The 24240-nt window shown below is 71.2% G+C and carries 21 protein-coding genes and 1 pseudogene; 7 read left to right on the top strand and 15 right to left on the bottom strand.

Annotated features, from left to right (window positions below; translation table 11 throughout):
- Positions 1-703 precede the first annotated feature (703 nt).
- Complete coding sequence (locus G6O68_RS09255; protein WP_165246889.1) at positions 704-4561, top strand: serine/threonine-protein kinase; 3858 nt, start codon at positions 704-706, stop codon at positions 4559-4561.
- A 66-nt stretch (positions 4562-4627) separates the two neighbouring features.
- Here the strand turns inward: G6O68_RS09255 and G6O68_RS09250 are convergent, their stop codons facing one another.
- From G6O68_RS09250 to G6O68_RS09230, 5 genes are all read right to left on the bottom strand, one after another.
- The gene (locus G6O68_RS09250; protein ID WP_165246887.1) at positions 4628-5374 is read right to left on the bottom strand and encodes a hypothetical protein; all 747 of its coding nucleotides are present in this window, start codon (positions 5372-5374) and stop codon (positions 4628-4630) included.
- A gap of 141 nt (positions 5375-5515) precedes the next feature.
- Positions 5516-6169 (bottom strand): hypothetical protein, encoded by a 654-nt coding sequence (locus tag G6O68_RS09245; protein ID WP_165246885.1) that lies wholly within the window; start codon positions 6167-6169, stop codon positions 5516-5518.
- A 116-nt stretch (positions 6170-6285) separates the two neighbouring features.
- Entirely contained in the window at positions 6286-7392 is a 1107-nt protein-coding gene (locus G6O68_RS09240) for a hypothetical protein (protein WP_165246883.1), read from the bottom strand.
- Positions 7393-7752: 360 nt separating this feature from the next.
- Positions 7753-8238: a hypothetical protein gene (locus G6O68_RS09235; protein WP_206108058.1), complete on the bottom strand. Its 486-nt coding sequence runs from the start codon at positions 8236-8238 to the stop codon at positions 7753-7755.
- 181 nt (positions 8239-8419) lie between these two features.
- Positions 8420-9220 carry a hypothetical protein gene (locus G6O68_RS09230; protein WP_165246880.1) on the bottom strand — a complete coding sequence of 267 codons (801 nt, stop codon included), beginning with the start codon at positions 9218-9220 and terminating at the stop codon, positions 8420-8422.
- A gap of 409 nt (positions 9221-9629) precedes the next feature.
- Between G6O68_RS09230 and G6O68_RS09225 the strand changes: the two genes are divergently transcribed.
- The gene (locus tag G6O68_RS09225) at positions 9630-9854 is read left to right on the top strand and encodes a hypothetical protein (protein WP_240911106.1); all 225 of its coding nucleotides are present in this window, start codon (positions 9630-9632) and stop codon (positions 9852-9854) included.
- A gap of 48 nt (positions 9855-9902) precedes the next feature.
- Positions 9903-11057: a cysteine desulfurase family protein gene (locus G6O68_RS09220; protein ID WP_165246878.1), complete on the top strand. Its 1155-nt coding sequence runs from the start codon at positions 9903-9905 to the stop codon at positions 11055-11057.
- Positions 11058-11173: 116 nt separating this feature from the next.
- Here the strand turns inward: G6O68_RS09220 and G6O68_RS09215 are convergent, their stop codons facing one another.
- From G6O68_RS09215 to G6O68_RS09175, 9 genes and pseudogenes are all read right to left on the bottom strand, one after another.
- Positions 11174-11518, bottom strand: coding sequence for an endonuclease domain-containing protein (locus tag G6O68_RS09215; protein WP_390625362.1), 345 nt, complete (start codon positions 11516-11518; stop codon positions 11174-11176).
- Between the two features lie 145 nt (positions 11519-11663).
- The gene (locus G6O68_RS09210) at positions 11664-12443 is read right to left on the bottom strand and encodes a hypothetical protein (protein ID WP_165246874.1); all 780 of its coding nucleotides are present in this window, start codon (positions 12441-12443) and stop codon (positions 11664-11666) included.
- A gap of 22 nt (positions 12444-12465) precedes the next feature.
- Positions 12466-12975: a hypothetical protein gene (locus G6O68_RS09205; RefSeq protein WP_165246872.1), complete on the bottom strand. Its 510-nt coding sequence runs from the start codon at positions 12973-12975 to the stop codon at positions 12466-12468.
- A 23-nt stretch (positions 12976-12998) separates the two neighbouring features.
- Positions 12999-13865, bottom strand: a complete 867-nt coding sequence (locus G6O68_RS09200; RefSeq protein WP_240911105.1) for a PDZ domain-containing protein — start codon at positions 13863-13865, stop codon at positions 12999-13001.
- Positions 13866-14072: 207 nt separating this feature from the next.
- Positions 14073-14969 carry a PDZ domain-containing protein gene (locus G6O68_RS09195; RefSeq protein WP_165246870.1) on the bottom strand — a complete coding sequence of 299 codons (897 nt, stop codon included), beginning with the start codon at positions 14967-14969 and terminating at the stop codon, positions 14073-14075.
- Between the two features lie 891 nt (positions 14970-15860).
- Positions 15861-16361, bottom strand: a complete 501-nt coding sequence (locus G6O68_RS09190) for a hypothetical protein (protein ID WP_165246868.1) — start codon at positions 16359-16361, stop codon at positions 15861-15863.
- Between the two features lie 111 nt (positions 16362-16472).
- Positions 16473-16787 (bottom strand): annotated as a pseudogene (locus G6O68_RS09185) (transposase); the annotation flags it as partial.
- 60 nt (positions 16788-16847) lie between these two features.
- Positions 16848-17237, bottom strand: coding sequence for a VOC family protein (locus G6O68_RS09180; RefSeq protein ID WP_165246864.1), 390 nt, complete (start codon positions 17235-17237; stop codon positions 16848-16850).
- A 154-nt stretch (positions 17238-17391) separates the two neighbouring features.
- Positions 17392-17787: a hypothetical protein gene (locus G6O68_RS09175; protein WP_165246862.1), complete on the bottom strand. Its 396-nt coding sequence runs from the start codon at positions 17785-17787 to the stop codon at positions 17392-17394.
- Between the two features lie 103 nt (positions 17788-17890).
- Here G6O68_RS09175 and G6O68_RS09170 point away from each other — a divergent pair, with 103 nt between their 5' ends.
- The 4 genes from G6O68_RS09170 to G6O68_RS09155 all read left to right on the top strand — a co-directional run bounded on the left by G6O68_RS09170 (position 17891) and on the right by G6O68_RS09155 (position 23540).
- Complete coding sequence (locus G6O68_RS09170) at positions 17891-18136, top strand: hypothetical protein (RefSeq protein WP_165246860.1); 246 nt, start codon at positions 17891-17893, stop codon at positions 18134-18136.
- A gap of 407 nt (positions 18137-18543) precedes the next feature.
- Positions 18544-19221 (top strand): hypothetical protein, encoded by a 678-nt coding sequence (locus tag G6O68_RS09165; protein WP_165246858.1) that lies wholly within the window; start codon positions 18544-18546, stop codon positions 19219-19221.
- Positions 19222-19399: 178 nt separating this feature from the next.
- A complete protein-coding gene (locus G6O68_RS09160) occupies positions 19400-22033 on the top strand; it encodes a glutaminase domain-containing protein (RefSeq protein ID WP_165246856.1) in 2634 nt (877 codons plus the stop codon).
- 379 nt (positions 22034-22412) lie between these two features.
- Positions 22413-23540, top strand: a complete 1128-nt coding sequence (locus G6O68_RS09155; RefSeq protein WP_165246854.1) for a hypothetical protein — start codon at positions 22413-22415, stop codon at positions 23538-23540.
- Between the two features lie 60 nt (positions 23541-23600).
- On the opposite strand, the gene G6O68_RS09150 is transcribed toward G6O68_RS09155, so the two are convergent.
- Positions 23601-24116, bottom strand: a complete 516-nt coding sequence (locus G6O68_RS09150) for a pyridoxamine 5'-phosphate oxidase family protein (RefSeq protein WP_165246852.1) — start codon at positions 24114-24116, stop codon at positions 23601-23603.
- Positions 24117-24240 lie beyond the last annotated feature (124 nt).

The following is a 24240-nucleotide window of genomic DNA, read 5'->3' as shown; positions in this document are numbered from 1 at the left end:
ATGAGAGGACGCGGGCGGCCAGGCCCCCGGGACCAAGCCCGAGGCCGTGGATCGCCGACGCTCGACCCTCGGACACTCTTCCTGACGACGAATCGCGGACGCACCGAGGGACGCGACGATCCCGCAACGAGAATCGACGCTCAGCAATTGCTCAACAAACGGCGTATTATGGATTATTAATAATTGGCCGTCCCCGGAAGAGGACGGGTTTGGAATCCGCATCGGAACGCGCGGCTTCCGGGCTCGGGACGGGGCGACCGGGCGCGGGGAGGTCGAAATTCGCGGGATTTCCCGCGTTCGAGACGCCCCGAGGCCGTTCGCTTGCGGGGACGGGAGTCAGGGCGAGAGCGAACCCTCGCCGACTCCGACCGATTTCCGCCCACGAACGACGACCTGGATAGAGCTATTGTTATGATGGATATATCGGATCGTCAACCCCCCACTTGTTATTGCCAGGCCGAAGGAATTCCGTGTTTCCCCACGGCGACGCGCCGATTGCGGAGGCGGGCGGCCGCACGCGGGCGATCCTGCTTGCGGGGAGGCCGGCGGGCCGGTCCCTTCGCTGCGAATCGGTCGAGAATGTGCTACTCGCGCGGGTGGGGACGATTGTAGAATGCGGCGTTGGTTCATGCGTCGATGGAGGCGGGCCCCCGGACGTTCCCGGCGCGGCCCCGGACGCGGCACCCTGGCGTGCGAGGTGGGGATGGACGGGGATCGCGACCTGCTGTTCGGCCTGATCGCGTTTCAGACCGGGGCCATCGACGCCGACCAGTTCGCCGAGACCTGCGCCGGGCTCGACGAGGGCCGGACCGTCGGCGTGGGCGAGGCCCCGGCGGCGTCGGCCGCGCTGACCGACGAGCAGAAGCGGGCCGTCGAGCGGCTCGTCGAGGAGAACCTGGCCCGCCACGGCGGCGACGTCGCGGCGACCCTGGCGGCGACGGTCGACGGCCGCTCGCTCGACGTCCTGCGGGGCGCGGTGCCCCGGGCCCTCGGCCCTTCGGGGCCCGTCGAGGAGACCGTCGGCGCGCCGGCGGGGCACGTCCTGATCTCGACCCTGGACAAGGGCGAGGGCGACGATTCGCGCGACCAGCGGTACGCCCTGACCCAGCTCCACGCCAAGGGGGGCATGGGCCAGGTCTGGAAGGCGCGCGACGCGGCGCTCGGCCGCGAGATCGCCCTGAAGGAGCTGCGCCCGGAGTCGGCCGGCGACTCGGTGGTCTGGTCGCGGTTCCTGTACGAGGCGAAGGTCACGGCCCGGCTGGAGCACCCCGGCGTCGTCCCGGTGTACGAGATGGGGGGCGGCTCGTCCCCCTACTACACGATGCGGTTCGTGAAGGGCCGCACGCTCAGCGAGGCCACCCGCGCCTACCACAAGGCGAGGGCCGCCGGGACCGAGTCCGACGTGGACCTGATGCGGCTGCTGACCGCCTTCGTCTCGGTCTGCCAGGCGATCGACTACGCCCACTCGCGGAAGATCCTGCACCGCGACCTGAAGGGCCAGAACGTCGTCCTGGGGGACTTCGGCGAGGTCATCGTCCTGGACTGGGGCCTGGCCAAGCAGTTCGGCGACGATGGCGACGGCGAGGGCGGCCCGACGGGCGTCGAGGCCCCGCCCGACTTCGACGCCGCGACCGTCGCCGTCGGCGAGGAGGACCTGTCCACCCAGGCCTTCGGCCGGACGGGGGGCGACGCCCCGACGGGCGGGCCCGAGACGATCGCGGGCGCGCCCACCGCGGCGGCCCCCCCGCCCCCGAGCGCCGACGCCCCGCCGGCGAAGGAGTCGGGCGCGGGGCCCGAAGGGACCCTGCAGGGCCAGCTCCTGGGGACGCCCGCGTACATGGCCCCCGAGCAGGCCCGGGGCCGCCACGACCTCGTCGACGTCCGCACCGACGTCTACGGCCTGGGCGCCATCCTGTACGAGATCCTCGCCGGCCAGCCCCCGTTCCTGGCGAGGCGCACCGCCGAGATCCTCAAGAAGGTGATCGAGGACCCCCCCGCCCCGCCCCGCTCGCACAACCCCGCGACCCCGCCCGACCTCCAGGCCGTCTGCCTGAAGGCGATCGCGAAGGACCGGGCCGACCGCTACCCGACCGCCGGCGAGCTGGCGAAGGACGTGCAGCGCCACCTGGCCGACGAGCCGGTCTCGGCCTACGTCGAGCCCTGGAGCCGACGCGCCGCGCGCTGGGCGCGCAAGCATCGCACGGCGGTGGCCGCGGCGACCGTCCTGCTGACGGTCTCCACGATCGCCTCGGGCGTCGGCGCGGTGGTCGTCAACCGCTGGCGGGACGAGGCCGAGGCCCAGGGGGCGGTGGCCCGCCAGACCGTCGACGACATGTACGCCAGGGTCGGCGAGAGCTGGCTGGAAGACCGGCTCGACCCGCTCCAGAAGGAGTTCCTGGAGAAGACCGTGGCCTTCTACGAGGGCCGCACGAAGGGGGACGACGACGCGCCGGCCGTCCGCCTGGAGCACGGCCGGATGCTCCGCCGCATGGCCGACGTCTACGCCAAGTTCGGCCGGTTCGAGGACGCCGAGCGCGCCTACCGCCGCAGCCTGGACCGGCTCGGGCCGCTCGTCGAAGCCCATCGCAGCGAGCCCGAGGCCCGCCGCGAGCTGGCCTCGACCCGGGCGCGGTTCGCCGAGGCCCTCTTCCGCCGCGACCGGTTCGACGAGGCCGCCGCCCTGCTCGACTCGGCCGAGGACCTGGCGCGGCCCCTGGCCCTCCCCGACGGCGCCGCGGCCGACGACCGCCGCCTGCTCGCCCGCGTCCTCCGGGCCCGGGGGCAGCTCCTCCGCCGCAAGGGGGACCTGGCCGCCGCCCGCCCCGCCTACGCCGAGGCCCGCGACCTGCTGGAGAAGGCCCGCGTCGACGCCCCCGACTCGCCCGAGGTCCGCGGCGAGCTGGCCCGGTCCGAGGACTTCCTGGCCCGTTGCGACCGCGAGGCCGGCGACCTGGGGGCGGCCGAGGCCGCCTCGCGCCGGGGCTACGACCTGCTCGACGGCCTGGTCGCCGAATATCCCACGATCCCGCGCTATCGCGAGGCCCTCTGCCAGGCCTGCGCCGAGCTGGGCTGGTTCGCCTACGACGCCTCCCGGTTCGACGAGGCCGAGTCCCTCTGGGGCCGCGGCTGGCGCGAGGCCTCGCGGCTCGCCGAGGACTACCCCGACCGCCCCGAGTACGCCCGCGACCTGGCCGCCGCCGCGACCAACTACGGCGGCGTCCTCGTCGACCTGGCCCGCGTCCGCGAGGCCGAGCCGATCCTGAAGAAGGCCGTCGAGCTGAACACGGATCTCGCCGCCCGCTCGCCCGAGGACCTCCAGGTGCGGTTCGACCTGGCGAAGTGCCACTTCAACCTCGGCTACCTGCAACTGAAGCGGGGGCGGATCGACGAGGCCGTCGCCGAGATCGAGAAGGCGCGCGACCTGAACGCGACGCTCGTCGCCGAGCGGCCCGACGTCCCCCGCCACCGCCACTTCCAGGCCACCTACCTCCGCCGCCTGGGCGAGGCCCTCGACGCCGCCGGCCGGCCCGGCGCCGAGCCTTCCTACCTCGCGGCCCTGGAACTCCTCGCGAAGCTGACGACCGAGCATCCCGCCAACGCCGCCTATCGGCTCGAGCTGGCCCGCTGCCTGACCAGCCTGGGGAACCAGAAGGTCGCCGCCGGCCGGCTCGATGAGGCCGAGAAGGCGTTCGTCGACGCCCTCGCCGCGCTCGACGCCCTCGCCGCCGCCGCGCCGGGCGGGCCGCCGGTGCAGGTCCAGCGCGAGACCTCCATCGTCCTGAGCAACCTGGGGAGCACCCGCCAGGGCGCCGCCAAGGGGGGCGACGCCGAGGGGCCGATCCGCCGCGCGCTGGCGATCTCCGAGCAGCTGGCCCGGCGCGAGCCGCCGGCCGACGAGGACGTGGAGTCGCTGGCCGTCGCCCGCTCCACCCTGGCCGAGTCGCTCCAGGCCCGGGGCGCCGCCGCCGAGGCCGCCCCCCTGTTCGCGCAGGCCGTCGAGGGGATGAAGGGGCTGGTCGCCAAGGCCCCCGCCGCCCCCGAGAAGCGCTTCTACCTGGGCTATATGCTGGCCAAGCAGGCCGCCGCCGCGACCCGGCCCGAGGACGCCCGCACGCCGCTCGAAGAGGCCGTCGCCCACGACAGGCAGGCCGTCGAGCTGACCTCGGGCCGGAACCCCACCTACCGCGCCCTGCTGACCGAGGCCCGCGAGGCGCTCGCCGACGTCGACCTGAAGCTGGCCGCGTACGACGACGCCCGCCGGGTCGCCCTGGAGATCCCCCGCGAGGCCGTCGACCACGCCCCCGGCTGCGTCGCCGCAGCCAGGCTGCTGGCCCGCATGGCGTCCCAGGCCCGGGCCGACGAGAAGCTCGACCGCCCCCGCCGCGACGACCTCGAACGCAAGGGGCTCTCCGCCGCCGTCCTCCTGCTCCGCGAGGCCCTCGACGCCGACCCCAAGCTCGACGCCGACGTGAAGGCCGACCCCGCCTTCAAGGACCTGCTCGCCCACGCCGAGTTCCAGCTGCTCCTCGGCAGCCTCGCCGCCCCCGCCGCCGGGAAGTGACGGCGCGACCGACGGGCGGAGGCCCGATGCGGCGTGGAGGGGGGACGGCCGGCCCGCGGTCGAACCTCAGCCGCCTCCCGCCCCGTGCTCCGGGATGAGGCAGAGGGCGCAGGGGTGGGGGGGGATGGCCTGGGGCGAGACCATCTCGACGCCCCGCTCGACCAGGCCGAGGCGGGCGACCAGCCACGAGGCGTGCACGCGGGTCTGGTCGAAATCGCTCCGCCGGATCAACTGGCGGGCGATGTAGCGGCTCGCGGGCTTGCCCACGCGGATCAGCGGGTAGTGGCCGCGGCCGAACTGCGGGTCGACGGCGGCCACGGCGTGGATGCAGTCGCTGATCAGGAGGTTGTATCGGGTGCTGACGGCGCGATACTCGACCTGGCCCGATTCCAGCAGGGACAGGATCTCCAGCGACCGGGCGTAGGCGTCGGGCCGGATCTCGAACGGCCCCCAGGCCGTGACGTGCTCGCCGTTCCCCTGCACGTAGGCGAGCGATCGGTCCAGGTCCAGGTTGGTCCCCGGCTCCGGCCGCGCGGCCCAGACCCGGACGTCCAGCGTGGCCGGCAGCCAGCTGATCGTGTGCTGGTAGGCCTCCGCCGTGTTCGGGTCGGCCGACTCGCCCGAGACCCGGACGAACGTGGCCCAGGTATGGGTCAGCCGCAACTGCTTCGGCCGGGACTGGGAGCCGAAGATGACGACGAAGAAGCGGTCCTGGGCCCGGGCCTCCGTCGCGGCGCCGGCGACGAGGCCGCAGGCCGCGGCCAGGATCAGCACCCCGACGCGGAGTCGGGATCGGTGTCGACGAGCAGCCATCCTGGGCCCTTCCCGGAGCGGACGGAGGGGGAACGAGGCCGGCGGGGCCTGCGCGGGCCCACAAGCCGGCTCGCCCCAAGCATACCCCACGATCCGACCCGGCGCGGCACCCGGGGACGAGGCCGAAGACCGGGCGGCGTCCTAGGGCGAGACCACCTCGACGCCCTGCCGGGGGAGCCCGAGGCGGGCGAGGAGCCACGAGGCGTCCGCGCCCCCGGGGCCGACCTCGCCCCGTCGCGCCACCTGGCGGGCCAGGCGGCGGCCGGCGGGCTTGCCCGCTCGGAACAGCGGGCTGTTGTGGCGGCCGAACTCCGGGCCGGCGGACGCGACCGCGTGGTTGCAGTCGTCCATCAGGAGGTCGCAGTCGCTGGTGAGGGCCCGATACCCGACCTGGCCGGATTCGAGCCTCGCCTTCACCGCCAGCGACCGGTTGTAGAGGTCGGGGCCGATCTCGATCGGCCCCCAGGCCGTGGTGTGCGCGCCGTAGTCCCGCATCACGGCGAGCGTCCGGTCCAGGTCCAGGTTGACCCCCGGCTCGGGGTGGGCCGCCAGGGGGCGGATCTCCAGCGTCGCCGGCAGCCAGCTGATCGTGTGCTGCCAGCAGGGGGCGTTGGGATCGGCCGGGTCGCCCGACACCCGCACGAACGTGGCCCAGGCGTGCGTGCGCCGGAGCTGCTTCGGATGCGGCTGGGCGCCGAAGACGACGACGTAGAAGCGGTCCTGGGCCCGGACCTCCGCGCCGGCGGCGCAGAGCGTCGCCAGGGCGATCAGCCCGATGCAGAGTCGACGAAGCATCCTGGGGTCCCTTGCCGGTGCGGATGATGGCGGATCGGGGCCGGCCGGGCCTTGCCGGCCCGCGAGCCGGCCCCCGTCAAGCTTACCCCAAATCCCCGCGCCGCGTCCACGACCGCTCAGGGCCCCTGGGCCAGGGCCTCGGCGTCGAGCGGCTCCAGGGCGACGTCGTCGATCCACATCTCGCCGAGGTTGGCGTCGCTGGAGACCCGGAAGTCGAGCCCGACGCTGGTCGCCTCGTCCTCGATGCGGACGAGGGTCTCGACGCGGGTCCAGCGGCCGACGGCGTCCAGCTCGCGATCGATCCCGCCGGCGGGGAGGACGCGGTGCGAGGTGGGGGTGTCGCGGTACTGGGCCAGGCGGACGCGGCACTCGCCGGCGGTCCCGTTGGCGACGAGGTACCAGAAGCTCAGCCGCATCCGGGCCCCGTGGCGGACCGGCCGCTCGTCGAAGCGGTAGTACTGCCGGCCGGGGACGTGCGCCTCCAGGTGCAGGCTGTCCGGCGCGGAGACGAACCGGGCGGCGTCGCGGCGGTCGGCGGGGGGTTCGGGCCAGCCGGCCGGGGGGTGGGCGGGGCCGGGCTCACGGTCGAGCGGCACGACGTCATGGAACGTCTCCTGGCCGATGCGGACGGCCACGGCCCGCACGCCCAGGAGCGGGTCGTACTCGCCGTGGACGACGTGCTGGTGGGCGAACCGGAGCCGGACCAGGCCGGTCGCGCCCGGGGCCAGGCTGATCGGCGCGACCGCCTCGGCGGGCCGGGCCGAGGGCTCGGGCGCCTGGTCGTCGCTCCAGATCGCCAGCGAAAGCCGCTCGCGGCAGCGCGCCGCGTCGTCGGACGCGGGGATGACGTCGGCGTCGGCCGTCGCCTTCTCGGCCGCCTTCACCGTCACGACCGCCCGCCGCGGGGCCGCGTGGCCGGGGACCCGCGAGTTCGACACCCAGCCCTCGGACCGCGCCTCGATCTCCGAGGGGGCCACGATCAGGCCCGCCGAGGTCTCGTTCTTGATCTGATAGTCGACGACCCACGCCCCCCGGTCCCGCCGGGCGGAGCGGCGTTCCAGCGTGACCCGGTTGGGCTGGCCGATCGACGCCTCCCCGCCGTCGTCGGCGGCGGCCGTCGCGCCTGTCAGGGCCGTCGCCGTCAGCAGGCCGGCGAGCCCCGCCGCCCGCAGGACGCCTCGGATCCCCCCGCCCCGGCCGTGCGATCGCGTCGAATGCCGCATGATCCACCCGTCCTTCCCTGGGATTGGAACGAACCGTCCGCCATCCATGGCGTACCTGTCGATCGCCGGATTCCGCGGCGGACCACGCGCCTTTCCGCGCGGGGACGCCGAGAAGACCGGGCGTCTCCTCCTACCGAGATCCTGGACTCCGACCGTCGATTGCGTACGAGGTTCGCGACCAAGTCGATCGAGTTGCACCGAAACCGAATTCGAATCCGTTCGTGCAGGCCCCCGCGCCGACGGGAGGGGAGAGGGGGAAGAAGTCGGCGCGGCGGTCGGGAGAGAGAAACGGCGGGCCGGGAGGGGCACGCCGGGCTGCGAGTCGAGTCGAGTCGATCCGGACCGGGGGACTGCGATCCGTCAGTCGTCCTCGGGTCCCGATTCCGCCTCGTCGTCGAGATCGAGGGGGGCCGGGGGGATCGTCGCACAACGTTCCAGGAACCGGGGGAGGAACCGGTCGAGGAACACGGAGACCGCGATCTGGGTCGTCGGGTTGTCCATGCCCCAGACGCTGGCGTGGGCGTCGGCCAGCTCGGGGTCCATCTGGATAAAGTAGCGTTCGTTCACCGCGAGGGCGACCGGGACCTCCTCCAGCCAGCGGTGGGCCAGCTCGTTGACGCCCGGCCCCCCCAGGGAGATCGTGGCCATGCCCTGGAGGGCGTCGTCGTGGAGCCAGCGGAAATCGGCGATCACCTGCACCTGGAAGTCGGCCAGGTCGTCGTCGGGGGATACGGCCAGCGCCTCCTCGACGCGTTGCTTCAGGTAGTAGGCCAGCGGCCGATCCATCTCCTCGGCCCGCAGCGTACTGCCCGTCACGATCAAGAGGAGCCTCGCACCCTCGGCCATGGACGGCCCGAACCTTTCCGACCTTCGGTCGACTGCATCTCAACGTCGCGCGAGGCGACAGTCTTTCATCGGACGACGCCGACTTCCTCGCGGCGTCGATCTTACCAAGTTCTTCACCGATTCCATTATAGGGGCCCGGTCGATCGCCGGACCCCGGCCGCCTCCTTTCCGGAGATCGGGGTCAGGGGGAGTCGGGGGCCGCGGGATGCGAGGCCCGCCACAGGTTGATTCTTTTCAACACGGCCTGGGCCGCCTGGAACTCGTCGGCGGCCTCGGCCTCGAACCGCTGGGAGACGGCCTGCTTGCCGGCGACCGGGATCAGGCAGGCGAAGACGACCCGGCCGCCGGGCTCGCCCTCGATGGTGTAGCGGCCGACGCCGGCGGCGGCCAGCTTGCGGCGGACCTCGGCCCAGTCGCCCCCCGTCCCGGCGGGGCCGGGGGCCGGGGCGGCCTCCGGCGGGGCGAGGGCCGACGGGGCGACGCCGGGGTCGAGCGGGGCCGGGGCCGGGGCCGGGGCCGGGGCCTCGGACGCCGGGCGGGTCGATCCGGCGGGGGTCGAGCCGGGAGCGGGCGCCTGGGGGAGCATGGCCGAGAGGGCCCCCAGCAGCGCAGGCGGCTCGGCCTTGGCCGGCTCGGGGGCCGGAGCCGGCGTCGCAGCCGCTTGCGACGCCTGGGTTTCCGCGAACGGCTCGGTCGGCCTGGGCGCCGGCGCCGGAGCGGGCGGGGAGGACGGGGCCGGGGCGGGCGTCTCGGGCGTGGGTTTGGACGCGGCGACGGCGGCGGCCCCGACGAGCGGCCCGGGCGTCGGGGCCGCGGCGTCCGGCGGGGGGGCCAGGTCGAGCGCGTCGATCTCGCCGCCGTCCTGCAGCCCCATGTAATCCAGCAGGTGCTCCTGGGCGAACCGGAAGCCGGGGCCGCTCACCAGCGCCCCGCCCCCGAAAGCCGCCCCCACGAGCACGATCACCAGCAACGCTTGACGCACGACTCGGCCTCCCTGCCACCCCCGTCGCACGCGGACTGCGGCCGACGTCCCGTCGACCTCCACGCATGCGCGGGCCGTCTTGTCAAAACCCGGTCGTCCGCAATAATTCCAAGTGTGGGTGCGAAGAGACTTTCCCGGCGGATGAAGACTTTCGGCGTCTCGCGTCGATACCTGGGGAGAGAAGCGGCGGTTCGCCGTCCTTCTCCCGCCCCTCGTCGCGCCTGCGTGCATCGACGCCGAGCCGCCGGTCCCATGCCCCGGAAAACGGGCAGTATTTAACCGAGTCGCGTTCATGAGGCAAGCCCAGTCCGACCGACCGCGCCTGCGAACCCGGGCGTTCCGGCCCCATCCGACGGCCGGCGCGTGGGAGGCGGCCCCGCGCTTCGAGGTTCGGGCGAGGAGGAATCCGGTGGCGGCGACGTTGGGCTTCCTGTTCGGGGCGGCCTGGTCGATCCTGACGTTCCCGTTCCGGCTGGTCTTCGGCGTGATGGCGCTGCTGGGCCGGCTGACGGGCGTGGCGGTGGGCTTCACGCTGATGGTCGTCGGCATGGCCCTGGGGGCGGGGCCGTTCTTCCTGATCGGGATCCCGATCTTCCTCGTCGGCCTGCTGTTGACCATGCGGAGCCTGGGGTAGAATCGGGACGGACGCCCCGGGCCCCAGGGAGCCTCCCCTCCACCGCCCATGAACGCCACCACGATCTACCTGGACCACAACGCGACCACGGCCCTGGACCCCCGGGTGCTGGAGGCGATGAGCCCGTACTTCCTGGTCGCCGGCAACGCCGAGAGCCGGCACTCGGCCGGGCGTCGGGCGCGTCGGGCGTTCGAGGAGGCGACGGAACTCGTCGCCGAGATCCTCGGCGCGCGGCCGGACGAGGTCGTCTTCACGTCCGGCGGGACCGAGTCCAACAACCTGGCCGTGTTCGGCCTGTCGGTCGACGGGACCTCGCCGCCGGGCCGGATCGCGACCTCGCCGATCGAGCACCCGGCGGTCAACGAGTTCGTCGCCCACCTGGAGGCCCGGGGCTTCGTCGCCGACGTCGCGCCGGTGGACGCCGAGGGGGTCGTCGACGTCGACCGGATGGCGGCCCTCTTCTACGAGCGGACGAGGCTGGCGACGTTGATGCTCGCCAACAACGAGACCGGCGCGATCCAGCCCGTCGCGAAGCTGGCGGACCTCGCCGCCGCGCGGGGCGTGCCGGTCCACACCGACGCGGTGCAGGCCGTGGGGCGGATCCCGGTGGACTTCGCCGCGCTGGGGGTCGCCACGCTGGCGGCCAGCGGCCACAAGTTCCACGGCCCCGCCGGCTCGGGCGTGCTCCTGGTGCGCCGGGGCGTCCGGCTCACGCCCCGCCTCTACGGCGGCGGCCAGCAGCAGGGCCGACGTCCGGGGACGATCGCCGTCCCCCTGGCCGTGGGCTTCGCGACGGCGCTCGACCTCTGGCGACGCGAATACCAGGCCCGGACTTCACTCTGGCGACGGCTCACCCGACGCCTGATCGACGGCCTTTACGCCGCGGTCGGCCCCGACCGCATCCTCCCCAACGGCCCGGTCGACCCGTCGAAGAGGCTGCCGCAGACGGTGAACCTGGGCTTCCTCCGGGTCGACGGCGACGCGCTCCTCATGCAGCTCGACCTGGCCGGCGTGGCCGTCTCGCTCGGCTCGGCCTGCGCGAGCGGCTCCACGCAGCCCTCGCCGACCCTCGTCGCGATGGGCGTCCCCGCCGATTGCCTGCGCTCGTCCGTCCGCTTCAGCCTCGGCGCCTTCACCACCGAGGACGAGGTCGACCAGGCCGTCACCCACGTCGCCGCCGCGGTGAAGTGGCTTTCGCGGTGAGATGCCGTCGCGAATCGTCCTTCTCCCCTGGTGGGAGAAGGTGGCCCGCAGGGCCGGATGAGGGGGATCACCAAGGCGACCAGCAGGCGGCCGACGCAGCGGGGGTGATGCCCGCGCTATCTCCCTCCGCCTTGAGCCAAGCGGTGAGTCAAGGCGACGATCCCGTCGACGACCCTCTCGACATCCTCCAGCACCTCGTCATTCGAAATCCGCAGCACGGTCAAGCCTCGCCGTTCCAGTTCAAGCTGGCGGGCGCGATCGTACGCGCCGCGGTCGTCGTGGCTGCGCCCGTCGACCTCGACGGCCAGCTTGTGGGCCGCTTCGAAGAAGTCCAGGAAGAACGGGCCCATCGGCACTTGACGGCGGAACTTGAGCCCGGCGCAGCGACGACCTCGCAGGGCGAGCCAAAGCTTTAACTCAGGCTTGGTCATCTCGCGACGGAGCCGCCGGGCGGGATAGATCCGGCCCTCGATAAGGCCCGGATCGTCCTGAACTCGATCGGTGTGGTCAGGCATGGCCTCGGCTCCTGGCGACGTCGCCTTGATGGTCCCCCTCATCCGGCCCTTCGGGCCACCTTCTCCCACCAGGGGAGAAGGACGCTTGGCGTCAGTTCGTCCCCGCTCCCGCGGCGAGCGCCCGGGCGAGGTCCTTGAACGTCCGCAGGTCGCCGAGTTCATAGTTGGGCCGATGACTCTGCAGGACGCTGCCGAGGGCGAGGAATGACATCAAGAACAGCGTGGCGGAGATGATCAGGATCGGCTGGAAGAGCGGGATCGCGGTGAGCCTGAAGCCGGCGTAGCCGACGGCGGAGGCGAGCAGGGATCCAAGGGCGAAGCCCGCCAGGGGCGCTCCTCCCGGCGGCAGGTCCACGCTCAGGGGCGGCAGCGCCCCTGGGGCGAGGAATGGGATCGGCGAGAAGCCGAAGGCGCGGACGTGCCGTTGGAGGAAAGGTCCCAGGGGCGTCTCGGGGGCGATCGCGTCGGCCTCGCGGAGGGCCGAGCGGACGGCCAGGAACGCCCCCGCGGCGCGGCAGGGGCGGACGCCGAGGAAGCCGAAGGGCTCGATCACGGGCCGCGTCGCGCCCGAGGCGGCGATGAACGCGCAGAGCCCGCCGAGGGTGCGCTTGCTCGTCGGTTCGAGGACGGCCTTCCACTCGGCCCGCGACCGGCCGAGCTTCCAAGCGTCGTCCAGAGCCCAGGAGAGCCGCCGCCAGTCGTCCCCCAGGTCCATGACCGCGCACCAGTGAATGATGGACATTTCGGCCGTGAGGACGGCGTCCGCATCGGCTTCGTAGATCCCGGCCAGGTGCCGATGCTGGTCCTGGAGCGTCGCCAGCACGTACTCCGGCGTCGCGGGGACCTGGATCGGCGGGCGTTCGCGGGTCATGGGCGAGGCTCCGCCCTCCGCATCAGGGGTTCTTGCGGTCGGGGTACTCCAGGATGACGAGCCGGTGCTCCTTCTCGTCGTAGCCGTATTCCTGATAGTGGGGGAGCTTGGGGAGGGCGATGTTGTTGGCGCGGATGATCTCGGCCATGAACTCGTCGAAGTCCTTGGGGAGGCGGTCGTTGGCCGCCTGGTAGAGGTTCATGGCGTGCTGGATCTGGAGGATCGAGGTCTGGCCGATCATCGTGACGTAGGCGTTGCCCTGCAGGGTGATCGGGTCCTTGGCGGTGATCTTGGGCTTCACGATCACGTCGGCGCCGGCGGCGACCTCGGGCTCCATGCGCTTGATGTCCTGGGTGCGCTTGCCGACTATGAACTCGGGCTCCTTCTTCTCGGCCGACGCGCCGGGGCCGTGGGCCACGGCGTTCTTCTTGCCGCCCCCCACGTGGCGCGGCTCCTCGCAGCCGGCGAGGGTCAGGGTCAGGACCAGGGCCGTCGTCGGCGCCAGGCGGGGCGTCCAGGGTCGCGAAGTCATGGCGGGGATCTCCGGTGGTGGGTTCAGGCCCCGTCGGCGGGGCGGACGGTGAGGGTCTGTTCCTTGCCTTCGCGAAGGACGGCGACGGGGGCCTCGCGGCCGGGCTCGACGCCCGAGGCGGCGGCGTAGACGTCCTCGACGGACGCGGTCCAGCGCTCGTCGACGGCGGTCAGCACGTCGCCGGCGGCCAGTCCCGCGAGCGCCGCGGGGGAGTCGGGGACGACCGACGCGACCCGGACGCCCTTGCCGTCGGGCTCGGCCGCGCCCAGCCGCAGGCCCCAGAGGCCGCCGGGGGCGAGCACCCGCTGGCGGGCGACCTTGGGCCCGGCGATCCGGTCGGGCAGGTCCTTCATCAGGTCGCGGACGGAGAAGTCGACCGGCGTGAAGGTCATCTCGTCCTTCTGGTAGTCGATCGTCGTCCGATACCGCGCGAAGAACGTGAAGCCGATGATGCCGTCGATCGGCTCGCCCAGCACCTGGCTCAACACGCCGAGCGCCGGGTGGTCGAAGACGACGACGGGGAGCTTCTCGGCCGTCAGGCTCCCCACCTGGAGCTTCGCCACCTCGGCCTCGCCGCGCATCGAGAACAGGAACGACTTGGGGGCGTTCGCATCGACCGTGCCGGACCCTTCGGCGGCCTTGTTGCTCAGCAGGGTGATCGGCGCGCCCAGGTCGAAGATCAGGCGGTACGGCCCCTTGCCGTTGAGCATCGCCCTCAGCACCATGTGGTTCGACGGCAGCATCGTGAACCGCGCCGTGGCTGTGGCCTTCGATCCCGCCTCCTCCGCCGGCGCCGGCCCGAGCCACAGCGAGGCGCCCGCGAGGGCCGCCGCCGTCAGGACCAGCAGCGTGCGGAGCATCCGGGGCTTCGAGGGTCGTTCGTCGTGCATGAGAACCTGCCTTCCCGGTCGATAATCTTCCCTTCCCCCCTGGTGGGGGAAGGATCGCGAAGCGGTCGATGAGGGGGGCCATCAAGGCGGACGATGCGAGGACGCGACGGTGTTCGTGCTCGTCTCCCCCTCATCCGGCCTCCGGCCACCTTCCCCCACCAGGGGGGAAGGACGATTCGCGACGGCCTGTTCTTCTTCCGCTAAAGCCTACAGCCCCTCGCCCGCCGTGGCCTTGAGCGTCTTCTCCTCGTCCCCACGCCGAACCACAAGCTCCACCGCCCGCCCCTGTCGGAGCCCGGCCAGGGCCTCGCGGGCCGACCTGAGGCCGCCGACGGGCTTCCCGTCGATGCGGACGAGCGTATCGCCGACGGCCACCCCGGCCGCCGCGGCGGGGGACTCGGGGAGGACGCGGACGATCCGTACGGCCTTCGCGTCGCCGGCCTCGTCCCACTCCAGGCCGAGGAAGCCCCGAGCCGCGACCTGCTCCTCGGGCTGCTTGCCGATCAGGAACGCCAGGCCCTTGGCGACGGGCCCCAGGGCGTTCATGAGCTGCATCTCGGCCGGCGGGTTCTTGCGGTCCTCGTCGGTCGGCACGGGGGGATCGGGGGGGGCGAAGTCGAGCCGGGTCCAGGTCATCCGGTCCCGCGTCAGGTCGATGTCGAGCTTGAACCGGGCGAGGATCGTGAACCCGAGGATGCCGTCGATCGACGCCCCCGGCAGCCCCAGGGCGTTCATGCCAACGAGCTGGAACGGGTCCTCCACGCGGCCCTTGACCTTCTCCAGCCGGGCGCCCCCCTCGATCTCCAGGCTGTCGATGGGCGTCCAGAAGCCCTTCTCGGGCGGGGCGATGCCGATCTTGGCGGCGGTCTCGGTCGCCACGTAGAGCGCCGGGGCGCCGGAGTCGACCAGGAAGTTGAACGGCCCCTTGCCGTTGATCCGGACGCGGACCAGGAAGTGGTTCGTGTCCGTCAGCCGATACGGCACGCGGAACGCCCGGCCGAGCTGCGGGTCCTTGCCCGACCCCGGCTTGTCCTGGGCCCCGACCGCGGCGGCGACGCCGACCAGCCCGACCGTTGCGGCGACGGCGATGAACTTGTGGATCATGGTCCGGCCTTGCGATGCTTGATCGAGACGTTGGAGATGACGGGAAACTTCCCCAGTCCAGCTTAGGCGCGCGCCCTCCTCCAAGGAAAGTCCGAAGGCCTCGCGTGGGCCCGCGACGGCCCCGGTCCCCGGATTGGGTTCGTTCGTCGGCCCCGGAAACGAAGCCAATCGACGCAAACCACGCCCCAGCAAGGCCTTGACCTGCGTCCCAGCCCCCGAAAATTGGGTTCGTTCGGCGCGCTTTCGCCATGAAGCCGCGTCGACGCCTCGCGAGGGTCGACGCTCCCGAGGATTGGGTTCGTTCGCGCGGCTCGGAAACGAACCCGATCGGCGTTTCTCCTTTGGCAGCAATCTGTTAACATCGTTTTTTCGGACCAGGAATTGGGTTCGTTCGGCGCGCTTTCGATGGATTTCGGTCGTCCGGGCGGAGGCGAATCGTCTCGGTGCGGCGGGTCCGGGCGCGGCGTCGGAAATCGCAAGGCGCGCGGCATCCCCCAGGTTGACCATGGTCCGGGATCGGGGAAAACGGAGACACTGACTCACGCGAAACCACCGAGATGGGACGGAAGCCCTTCGGGTGCCACGGGTTCTCCGAACCCGTGGACCGGCCGGGGATCTCGGCGACGGCCCGGGAGCGGCCCGCCGCCGATCCACGGGTTCACAGAACCCGTGGCACCCGGCGGTCGAACGGGGCGCTCGACCGCATCCACTATCCATGGCCAACGACGACGTAACGAACTAGAGGGTGTTACGAACTCAACGCTGCAAAGATGGGGGCGGCGTTGTGGAGCATGAGGATGCTGAAGGCGACGCAATGCAGTCCCTCCAGGGTCGAGGCCAGGCTCTAGTAGTCGCGGGCCGTCCGTCTGACCTGTCCCCGGCACTTGCAGGCTACTCATTCAGCCTGCAAAGAAAAAATTCGCTAGCATCATCGGAAGCCGCAATAAATAGATTGTCGTGGAGGACTATTTCATAAGCCATCACATCCGGGCGGGCGGCAGGATCCCACCACTTCGGACGATTTTCCCATCCATCCCTGGCAGATGCCGCTACTGCCTTGACGCTCGATGTTCGCGGATTGGAACCAGCGCGTCGCACTAGGGCCTCCGCAAACGGGATCGCCGTTCGAGGCTTCATCTGGACATGGAACCAAAGTGTTCCGTCGCCGTGGACGCCGTCACTTTCCTCGTATGCGGCGACAACCCTGTCACCCTCTCTCAGTTTCAGGCCGAAGTATCGTGAGAGGAGGGTTGAGAGCTTGGCCCGACCTTCCTCCACGGGCAGGGATCGGCTCGCCTGCAGTGGCAACAGGATCGGGAAGAGGACGAAGGTTGCGAGGAGACCCAGAGGGAGGGCGACAGCCGCAACCACGGCAATCAACGCGATGAACACGACGGGTGAAGAATTGGATCGCTCTCGCAAGGGTGACCAACTTCCCAAGTACGCCTCAAACGTTCTTGATCTTGAGGCCGTGGAGCACGCCATTCGGGAGTGCGAAGTCCATACCATGGCCGGGCCGGACCGGCGGCCGTCGGCGATGCGCAGCAGGGCCCGGAGGTCGTGGACGATCGCCTCGAAGCAGCCGGCCGCCATCTATTGTCGGGCCTGGTCGTAGACCGTGTGCCAGGGCGGCAGGTCGTGGGGCATCAGCCGCCAGGGCGAGCCGGTCCGCACCAGCCACCGGAGGGCGTTGAACACCTCGCGGAGGTCGTGCCGACGCTGGCCGGCGTGATCGGTCAACAGGGTCAGGTAGGGGGCCACGAAGTCCCATTCGGCGTCGCTGACGTCGGAGTCGTAGGGTTTGCGATGGTTCGTCATGCCCGAAACTACGTGGCCATAGGCCCTAAAGTTCGTAACACCGTCTAATGGGACAGTCGCTCAGTCCTGAACCGCGTCGGAGCGCCGCTCACAAACGTGCCAGAGCACCCCGGCCGGGTCGAAGACATAAGCGACGCGGAGGCCCCACGGCTGTACGGCCGGCGGGCGAGGGGCCTGGACGCCGAATTGGCCGGGCAAGTCAAGCCCGACGATGTGCGCCCACCAGGCGTCGAGGTCATCGACCATCAGCTGCATCATCGTGTTCTCGGCCCATTCCTTCTGGTAGTAGCGCTGGAGTACGAAGCCGCCGGAACCGGCGGCGAAGATCGCCACCTCCCCGTCGAGCAGCTTCGGGAAGCCTAGCGCTTCGTAGAAAGCCTTCGACAGGTCGTGGTCCTTCGCCGGCAGGAACGGCCGTGCGAGTTCGGTCCCGGTCGGGATTTGGCCCATCCCTTCCTCCCTTGGTGTTGCGGTGGGTCTGCTGCCGCTGCCTTCTGCGAAAATCACTCTACCGCGACGCCGGCCCGTGATCATCGCATCGGATCACACCCTCGGGCGTCGATCCCGAGTTCCGCATCCACGGCCGATCGCGGCGTCACGACGTTTAGGGGACAGTCACCCGGCGCCCCCGCACCCGCCCGATCTCCTCAAGTCGCTTCGCGTGCTCGCCGCTGAACTGGTAGGCGGCCCGCCCGCCGAACTCCACCCGCATCTCGGGGTGGGCGAATTCGCAATGGTCGACCTCGAATCCCGTCGCGAAGCCGCAGGGGCCCACCCCGCGCCAGGGCCGTCCGGCGAGCCGCTTGAGATAGCGGGGCCAGAACGGGGGCTCGATCCCGCCCCAACTCGCCACGTTGGGCCCCTTCGGGTCGACGCCGACGTGGACGTGGTACTCCTTCGTCCGATAGACCTCGGCCGCCGGGATCGCCAGGCCGAGGACCGCCGCGAACGCGAGGATCAGGGCCATCAGGCGACGGGTGGTGAATCGGCGTGGAAGCATCGGGCCGGCCCCTCCAGGCTCGCGGGATGGTCGGATCCGCCGCAGGGGAGACGTTCCGGATGCGGGCGATATTCGCCGGTTCGTCCGGGCCCGCGCCGAGGAGGTGCGGTCGCTCGGCCCCCGGCCGCCCGAGGCCTACCGCGCGTTCCGGACGACGATGGGACGATCGGCCGGCAGCCTGTTCCGAGACGTCGCCAGGACCTTTCGCGAAACCGGCGACCTGCTCCGAGTTCGAGATCACGCCGGCTCCGAGATCACGGAAGCCGGCCGCCCCTCGACCATCCCGCCGCGAGTTTTCTCCTTCAACGACCACCTGGACGACCAGTCCGCGTTCTCCGTGCGCGATTGAGGACGAACTCGATTCTCCCGTCCCGGTCGTCCGATTTGCGGACGTCGATGGCACCGCGGCGGACGAGTCCGAAGGCCTGTCGAAAACAAGTCGGTCCGGCCGCCTGATGAAGCATGCCGGGCCCGGGGATTGAGACGATCGGCGGTTGAAGAGACGGCGGCGGGGGGAGTCGGTGGAGAAAGAGGCCCGGCGCGGGGATGCTTGTTGCGTTTCCCGGCCGTTTCGGTCAATTTCATCCACAGCGCTGCGATATGTTTTCAATTTGACGTCGAACGGCGCATCGATCCGGCCGCCGAAGCAGGGGCAAGGCGGCGACCGCGCTCGACTCGACATCGCGGCGTCAGGCTTCCGAAGCAGCGGCCTGCTATCTCGATGAGGCGAGTGACAAGATCCTAAGGAGGTATCCGATGAATCGCATGCTGAGGATTCCCGCGGCGATCCTGTTGGTTTCGCTCTGGTGCCATCTGCTGGCGCCCTCGCCCTCCTTCGGGCAGGGCGGAGGATCGCCGTTGACGCCTCCGCAGTCGCACGCGTTCGGCAGGTCGTTCGAAGGGTGGAACGTGCTGCAGACCCAATTCGCCCTGGCGACGGGGCTGGGCGGGGAGACGGGCCTGAGCGGCTCGGTCGGCCGCGTGCGGCTGCTCCCGGGCTCGTTCTCCGACCCGACGCCCGAGTTCGACGTCACCCTGCGACCGGGGACGCCGTTCGTGGCCGCGCCGTTCTTCGTCTACGGCGAGAGGTACGCCGACCCGAATGTGCCGGACGACGATCCCGCCGCGCTGGCTCCCCTCCTCGAAGAGATCATCGGGACCGCCGAGGTCCACACCGTCCTCGACGGCCGAGTGCTGCTGGACGGTACGGGCGACGAGCTGGAGCGATACCAGTTCGGCCCCATCTACTTCGACGAGCCGATCGTCTACGCGCAAACCCAAGCCAACGGCGCCGCGGCGGCCCTCTGGGTCACCGGGATCGGGTCGGTCTACCATCCCTTGCCCGTGGGCCGGCACACGCTCGAGTACACCGTGCACAGCGAGTTTTTCGGCGACTTCCACTTCACGTACCACATCACGGTGTCGCCGAAATAGTCCAGGCCCGACCGCCCGGACGGGGCCCGCCCCCCCGGACGAGGCTTCGCGAAAGCTCGCCCGAGGCCGGACGTCGCCTTGCCGTCCGAGGCGGAGAACGCCTCGCGCCTGCCGTCCGGGGGGAGATCGCTGTATCATCGGGGATTCACCCGGAGCTTTCTCCCCCTTCGAGGACCTCATGAAGAACCACTCCCGAGCCCTCGCGGCCTTCGCCGGGCTGGCGACGACGCTCGCCGGCGCGGTCGCCGCGCGGGCGGACGAGCCGAAGGCCTTTCGGCCGCCTTCGGTCCCCTTGATCGCCCACGACCCTTATTTCAGCGTCTGGTCGCCCGCCGACAAGCTGACCGACGCGACCACCCGGCACTGGACCGGGACGCCCCACCCGCTGACCGGCCTGGTCCGGGTCGACGGCAAGACCCTCCGCATCCTGGGGGCCGAGCCCAAGGCCCTGCCGGCGATGGAGCAGGCGTCGATCGAGGTCCGGCCGACGCGGACGATCGCCAAATTCCGGTCGGACGAGGTGGACGTCGAGCTGACGTTCCTCGGCCTGGCGGTGCCGTACAACCTGGAGATGCTGGCCAGCCCGGTGACGTACGTCTCGTGGAAGGTCGAGGCCCGCGACGACAAGTCGCACGAGGTCTCCGTGTTCCTCGGCGCTTCGGGACTGCTGGCCGTGAACACGCCCGACCAGGCGGTGGTCTGGGGCCGCGAGGAGCTGGGCTCGGTCAAGGCGGTCAAGATCGGCTCGCAGGAGCAGCCGACCCTCCAGCGCCGGGGGGACGGCGTGCGGATCGACTGGGGCTCGCTGTATCTGGCCTCCGGCCAGCCCCGCACGATCCTCGCCGCCGCGCCCGGGGCGACGCTGGCCGAGGCCTTCGCGAAGGACGGCGGCCTCCCCGGCAAGGACGACGACGCCATGCCCCGCAAGGTCGAGGACGGCGCGCCGGGGATCGCCCTGGTGACGGCGCTGGGGTCGGTCGAGCCCGGCAAGGCCGCCGAGACGTTCGCCCTGATCGCCTACGACGACGATTACGCCATCGACTACATGGACGAGTGGCTCGTCGGCTACTGGAAGCACAAGGCGCGCGAGAAGGGCAAGCAGCCGCCGTTCACGGCGCTCCTGCTCAAGCACCACCTGCGCAAGGCCGTCTACGACCAGTACTGCGACGGCTTCGACAAGCGGTTCGTCGAGGTGCTGACGGAGCTGGGCGGCAAGGAGTACGCCGAGATGGGCGCGCTGGCGCATCGGCAGTCGCTCGCCGGGGCGACCCTCGTCGCCGACGCCAGGGGGATGCCGCTCTGGTTCTCGAAGGAGAACTCGTCGAACGGCTGCATCGGCACGGTCGACGTGATCTACCCGCAGTTCCCGCACCTGATCCTGTTCAGCCCGGTGCTGGCGAAGGCGTCGCTGGTGCCGGTGCTCGACTACGCGGCCTCCCCGCGCTGGAGCTGGCCGTTCGCCCCGCACGACCTGGGGACGTACCCCGCCGCGACCGGGCAGGTCTACGGCGGCGGCGAGCGGACCGAGGAGAACCAGATGCCCGTCGAGGAGAGCGGCAACATGCTGCTGATGCTCGCGGCCATCGCCCACGTCGAGAAGAACGCCGACTTCGCCGGCAAGTACTGGCCCGAGCTGACCAAGTGGGCCGAATACTGCGAGCGCGAGGGCTTCGACCCGGCGAACCAGCTCTGCACCGACGACTTCTCCGGCCACCTGGCGCGCAACGCCAACCTCTCGGTCAAGGCGATCCTCGGCATGGCCGCCTTCGGCCGCATGGCCTCGATGCGCGGCGAGGACGACGTCGCCCGGCACTACACCGACCGGGCCAAAGAGCTGGCGCGGAAGTGGATGGAGATGGCCGACGCCGGCGACCACTACCGCCTGACGTTCGACCCCCAGGAGAGCTGGAGCCAGAAGTACAACCTGATCTGGGACAAGATCCTGGGTCTGGACGTCTTCCCCCCCGAGGTCGCCGCCAAGGAGCTGAAGTTCTACGCGACGAAGTTCAACGAGTACGGCCTGCCGCTGGACAACCGCAAGGCGTTCACCAAGAGCGACTGGCTCGCCTGGACGGCCTCGCTGGCGCCCGACAAGGCGACGTTCGTCAAGTTCATCGCCCCCATGCACAAGTTCCTGAACGCCACGCCCGACCGGGTGCCGTTCACCGACTGGTACTGGACCGACAGCGCCAAGGAGGCCGGCTTCCGCGCCCGGCCGGTCATCGGCGGGATCTTCATCCGCGCCCTGACCGACGGCCTCCCCTACTGGGAGAGCTGCCTGGAGCTGGCCCGCGCCGACGCCAAGGACCTGGGCGAGGAGTGGGCGCCCATGCCGGTCCGCCGCGAGGTGGTCGCGCTCGTCCCCACCGCGCAGGACGCGCCGGCGACGTGGAAGTACGTGCTCCAGCCCCCGCCGGGCAACTGGACCGCGGCCGACTACGACGACCGCGACTGGAAGCAGGGCCAGAGCGGCTTCGGCACCCGGGGCACCCCCGGCGCGGCCGTGAACACCGTCTGGGACGGCCCCCGGATCTGGCTCCGCCGCGAGATCGACGTCCCCCAGGCGGCGATCGAGGCGGGCGACGACCTGCGGCTGTACATCCACCACGACGAGGACGCCGAGGTCTCGTTCAACGGCGTCCCCGCCGCCCGCCTGAGCGGCTACACCAGCGAGTACCGCCCGACGCGCATCAGCCCCGAGGCCCTCAAGGCCCTCAAGCCGGGCAAGAACGTCGTGGCCGTCCATTGCCGCCAGACCCAGGGCGGACAGTACATCGACCTCGGCCTGGTGAAGATGCAAGCCGCCGAGTGACACGCGGGCGTCGGCCAAGAACCCCTTCCCCCCCGGCGGGGGGAAGGTGGCCCGAAGGGCCGGATGAGGGGGGGACGAGCACGAGCCCCATCGGAGAGATCGGGCGGTCGCGAACGCCCTCGCTTCCTCGCGTCTCCGTCGCCCCCTCCGGGCGGGCGAGCGGGCCGCCTCGCGAAATCGACGATTAAAAGTTTGCTAAAGCCGCATATCCCTGTTAATTAATTTCTTGTCATTGACGCCGTCGATGCGGACGGTGCGATCGAGGCGCGGGCCGACGTCGTCGAGCTGGGCCTCGCCGCGAACCTCGGGGGGGCCTCGCCCCCGACGGCCCCGCCTGCGCCGAGATCCGGCCCTCGCCTTCTCAACAGGGAGCTTCCCCATGCTTGGTCATCTCGGTCGGGCCGCGCTTCTGGCCGCGGCGTTCGTCGTTCTCGGGGCGCAGGCCCAGGCCCAGTATCGCTATCCGTCCGGGTACGGAGGTTGGGGCGGCTGGGGCGGGGGCAGCACGGTCGCCGGCAGCCAGGCTCGCGGGATGGGGGTCTACGCCGCCGGCGCCGGGGCCTACAACGAGCAGACGGCGGAGGCCCGCTCGATCAACGCGGACACCGCCATGCAGGTCAATCAGTACCTGTATGAAGTGAACAAGAACAACGCCAAGACGTACTATGCCCGCTCCGAGGCGAACCAGAAGGAGGCGTCCGCCTCGGGCGAGACGACCTACCGGCGGATCCACGACAACCCCTCGCAGCACGACGTCCAGACGGGCGACGCGCTGAACGCGGTCCTCGACGACCTTTCGAACCCCCAGGTCCCCTACCAGGCCGTCCAGGGCGCCCCGCAGCCCGTGGAGAGCGAGCTCGTGAAAAACATCGTGTTCCGCTACGCGGCGAACATGATCGCCACCAGCCTGGACGACCTGAGCGCCAACGGCGTCCCCGACGCCCTGCTGACGAACCCGGCCTTCAAGCCCGAGCGCGACGCGCTCCGCGCGACGGTCGCGAAGGCCCGCAAGGAATCGGACGGCGCCGACGGCGTCTCGCCCGAGACGCTCGCGGAGTGCCGCGCGAAGATCGAGGCCCTCCACGCCAAGGTCGACGCCGCGCTCCCCGCCGGCGCGAAGGATCGGGACGAGGCCGACGCCTACCTGAAGGCCCTCTACGGCCTCACGAAGATGCTCAAGGCCCCCTCCACCGCCCAGTTCCTGAAGGGCCTGGAGAAATACCCCAGCACGACTCTCGGCCGCCTGCTGGCCTTCATGAACAGCTTCAACCTGCGCTTCGGCGTGGCCGAGACGCCCGACCAGCAGGCCGCCTACCAGCAGCTGTACCCCATGCTGACCGCCCTGCGCGACCAGCTCCAGGCCCCGGCCTCCAACCCCTACGGCCCCCAGGCCGGCCGGCCCGACCCTTCGCAGGCGAAGTCGTTCTTCTCGGGCATGGACTACGGCCACTTCGGCCCCCAGCCCAGCCCGCACGCGACCCCCGCGCCGCCCCCGGCCCAGCCCTGAGGACGGCCCGCCTCGCGCGATCGGCCCTCCCGCGCGAGGCGGGCCGATCGCGAAATCGGCTCAGACCTTCAACTCGCCCTGGATCGAGTCGTCCAGGGTGACGCCGACGGCGGCGCCGATGAGCATCTTGACGCCGGCGACGAGGCCGCCGTGCTTGTGGTCCCAGTAGTGGCCGCCGGTCGGGGCGACCTCGATGACGGCGATCCGGGGGTCGTCCTGGCCCTCGGTGAACCAGGTGTTGAGGGTGGGCTCCCACAGCTCCTTGATCTTCGCCTTGTCGCGCGAGAGCGAGGCGCGGCCTTCGAGGTGCAGGAAGCCGGAATGCGGGGAGCCCTGGAAGAACAGCTCCACCGGCCCCCCCGCGCCCAGCTCCTGGACCCAGTGGGTGTCGTTGGCGGCCAGGAACCAGAGGCTCCCCCGGTCGTCGACCCTGCGGACGTTCATCGGCCGCGCGCCTTCGGTGCGGAAGAAGCAGGTCTCGGCCCTGTCGACCAGCTCCCGGATCTTGGCGACGGCCGCCGGGCCCTGGAGGTCCTCGTGGTTCTTCTCCGGCTGATTCTTGTCGATGGAGTTCATGGGATCTTCCCGACTGGAGTCTCGTTGCGCGGACGTTCCTCCGAGCCTGGGTAGCAATCGGCGCGCCGCGCGTCGGCGGGCATTCCCCGCTGGGGAGTGGGGCGGGGGCCGCGGATGATTTAGA

This window comes from Paludisphaera soli, from assembly GCF_011064595.1.
Taxonomy (GTDB): domain Bacteria; phylum Planctomycetota; class Planctomycetia; order Isosphaerales; family Isosphaeraceae; genus Paludisphaera; species Paludisphaera soli.
This window is presented reverse-complemented; position numbering and strand designations above follow the sequence as displayed.

Bases quoted from the DNA above. Each gene is read 5' to 3' on its own strand.
- G6O68_RS09175 (WP_165246862.1), bottom strand. From the start codon at position 17,787: ATGCTTCCACGCCGATTCACCACCCGTCGCCTGATGGCCCTGATCCTC.
- G6O68_RS09235 (WP_206108058.1), bottom strand. From the start codon at position 8,238: ATGGCCGAGGGTGCGAGGCTCCTCTTGATCGTGACGGGCAGTACGCTG.
- G6O68_RS09205 (WP_165246872.1), bottom strand. From the start codon at position 12,975: ATGACTTCGCGACCCTGGACGCCCCGCCTGGCGCCGACGACGGCCCTG.
- G6O68_RS09195 (WP_165246870.1), bottom strand. From the start codon at position 14,969: ATGATCCACAAGTTCATCGCCGTCGCCGCAACGGTCGGGCTGGTCGGC.
- G6O68_RS09220 (WP_165246878.1), top strand. From the start codon at position 9,903: ATGAACGCCACCACGATCTACCTGGACCACAACGCGACCACGGCCCTG.
- G6O68_RS09160 (WP_165246856.1), top strand. From the start codon at position 19,400: ATGAAGAACCACTCCCGAGCCCTCGCGGCCTTCGCCGGGCTGGCGACG.
- G6O68_RS09165 (WP_165246858.1), top strand. From the start codon at position 18,544: ATGAATCGCATGCTGAGGATTCCCGCGGCGATCCTGTTGGTTTCGCTC.
- G6O68_RS09200 (WP_240911105.1), bottom strand. From the start codon at position 13,865: ATGCACGACGAACGACCCTCGAAGCCCCGGATGCTCCGCACGCTGCTG.
- G6O68_RS09245 (WP_165246885.1), bottom strand. From the start codon at position 6,169: ATGCTTCGTCGACTCTGCATCGGGCTGATCGCCCTGGCGACGCTCTGC.
- G6O68_RS09150 (WP_165246852.1), bottom strand. From the start codon at position 24,116: ATGAACTCCATCGACAAGAATCAGCCGGAGAAGAACCACGAGGACCTC.
- G6O68_RS09210 (WP_165246874.1), bottom strand. From the start codon at position 12,443: ATGACCCGCGAACGCCCGCCGATCCAGGTCCCCGCGACGCCGGAGTAC.
- G6O68_RS09250 (WP_165246887.1), bottom strand. From the start codon at position 5,374: ATGGCTGCTCGTCGACACCGATCCCGACTCCGCGTCGGGGTGCTGATC.
- G6O68_RS09180 (WP_165246864.1), bottom strand. From the start codon at position 17,237: ATGGGCCAAATCCCGACCGGGACCGAACTCGCACGGCCGTTCCTGCCG.
- G6O68_RS09240 (WP_165246883.1), bottom strand. From the start codon at position 7,392: ATGCGGCATTCGACGCGATCGCACGGCCGGGGCGGGGGGATCCGAGGC.
- G6O68_RS09255 (WP_165246889.1), top strand. From the start codon at position 704: ATGGACGGGGATCGCGACCTGCTGTTCGGCCTGATCGCGTTTCAGACC.
- G6O68_RS09155 (WP_165246854.1), top strand. From the start codon at position 22,413: ATGCTTGGTCATCTCGGTCGGGCCGCGCTTCTGGCCGCGGCGTTCGTC.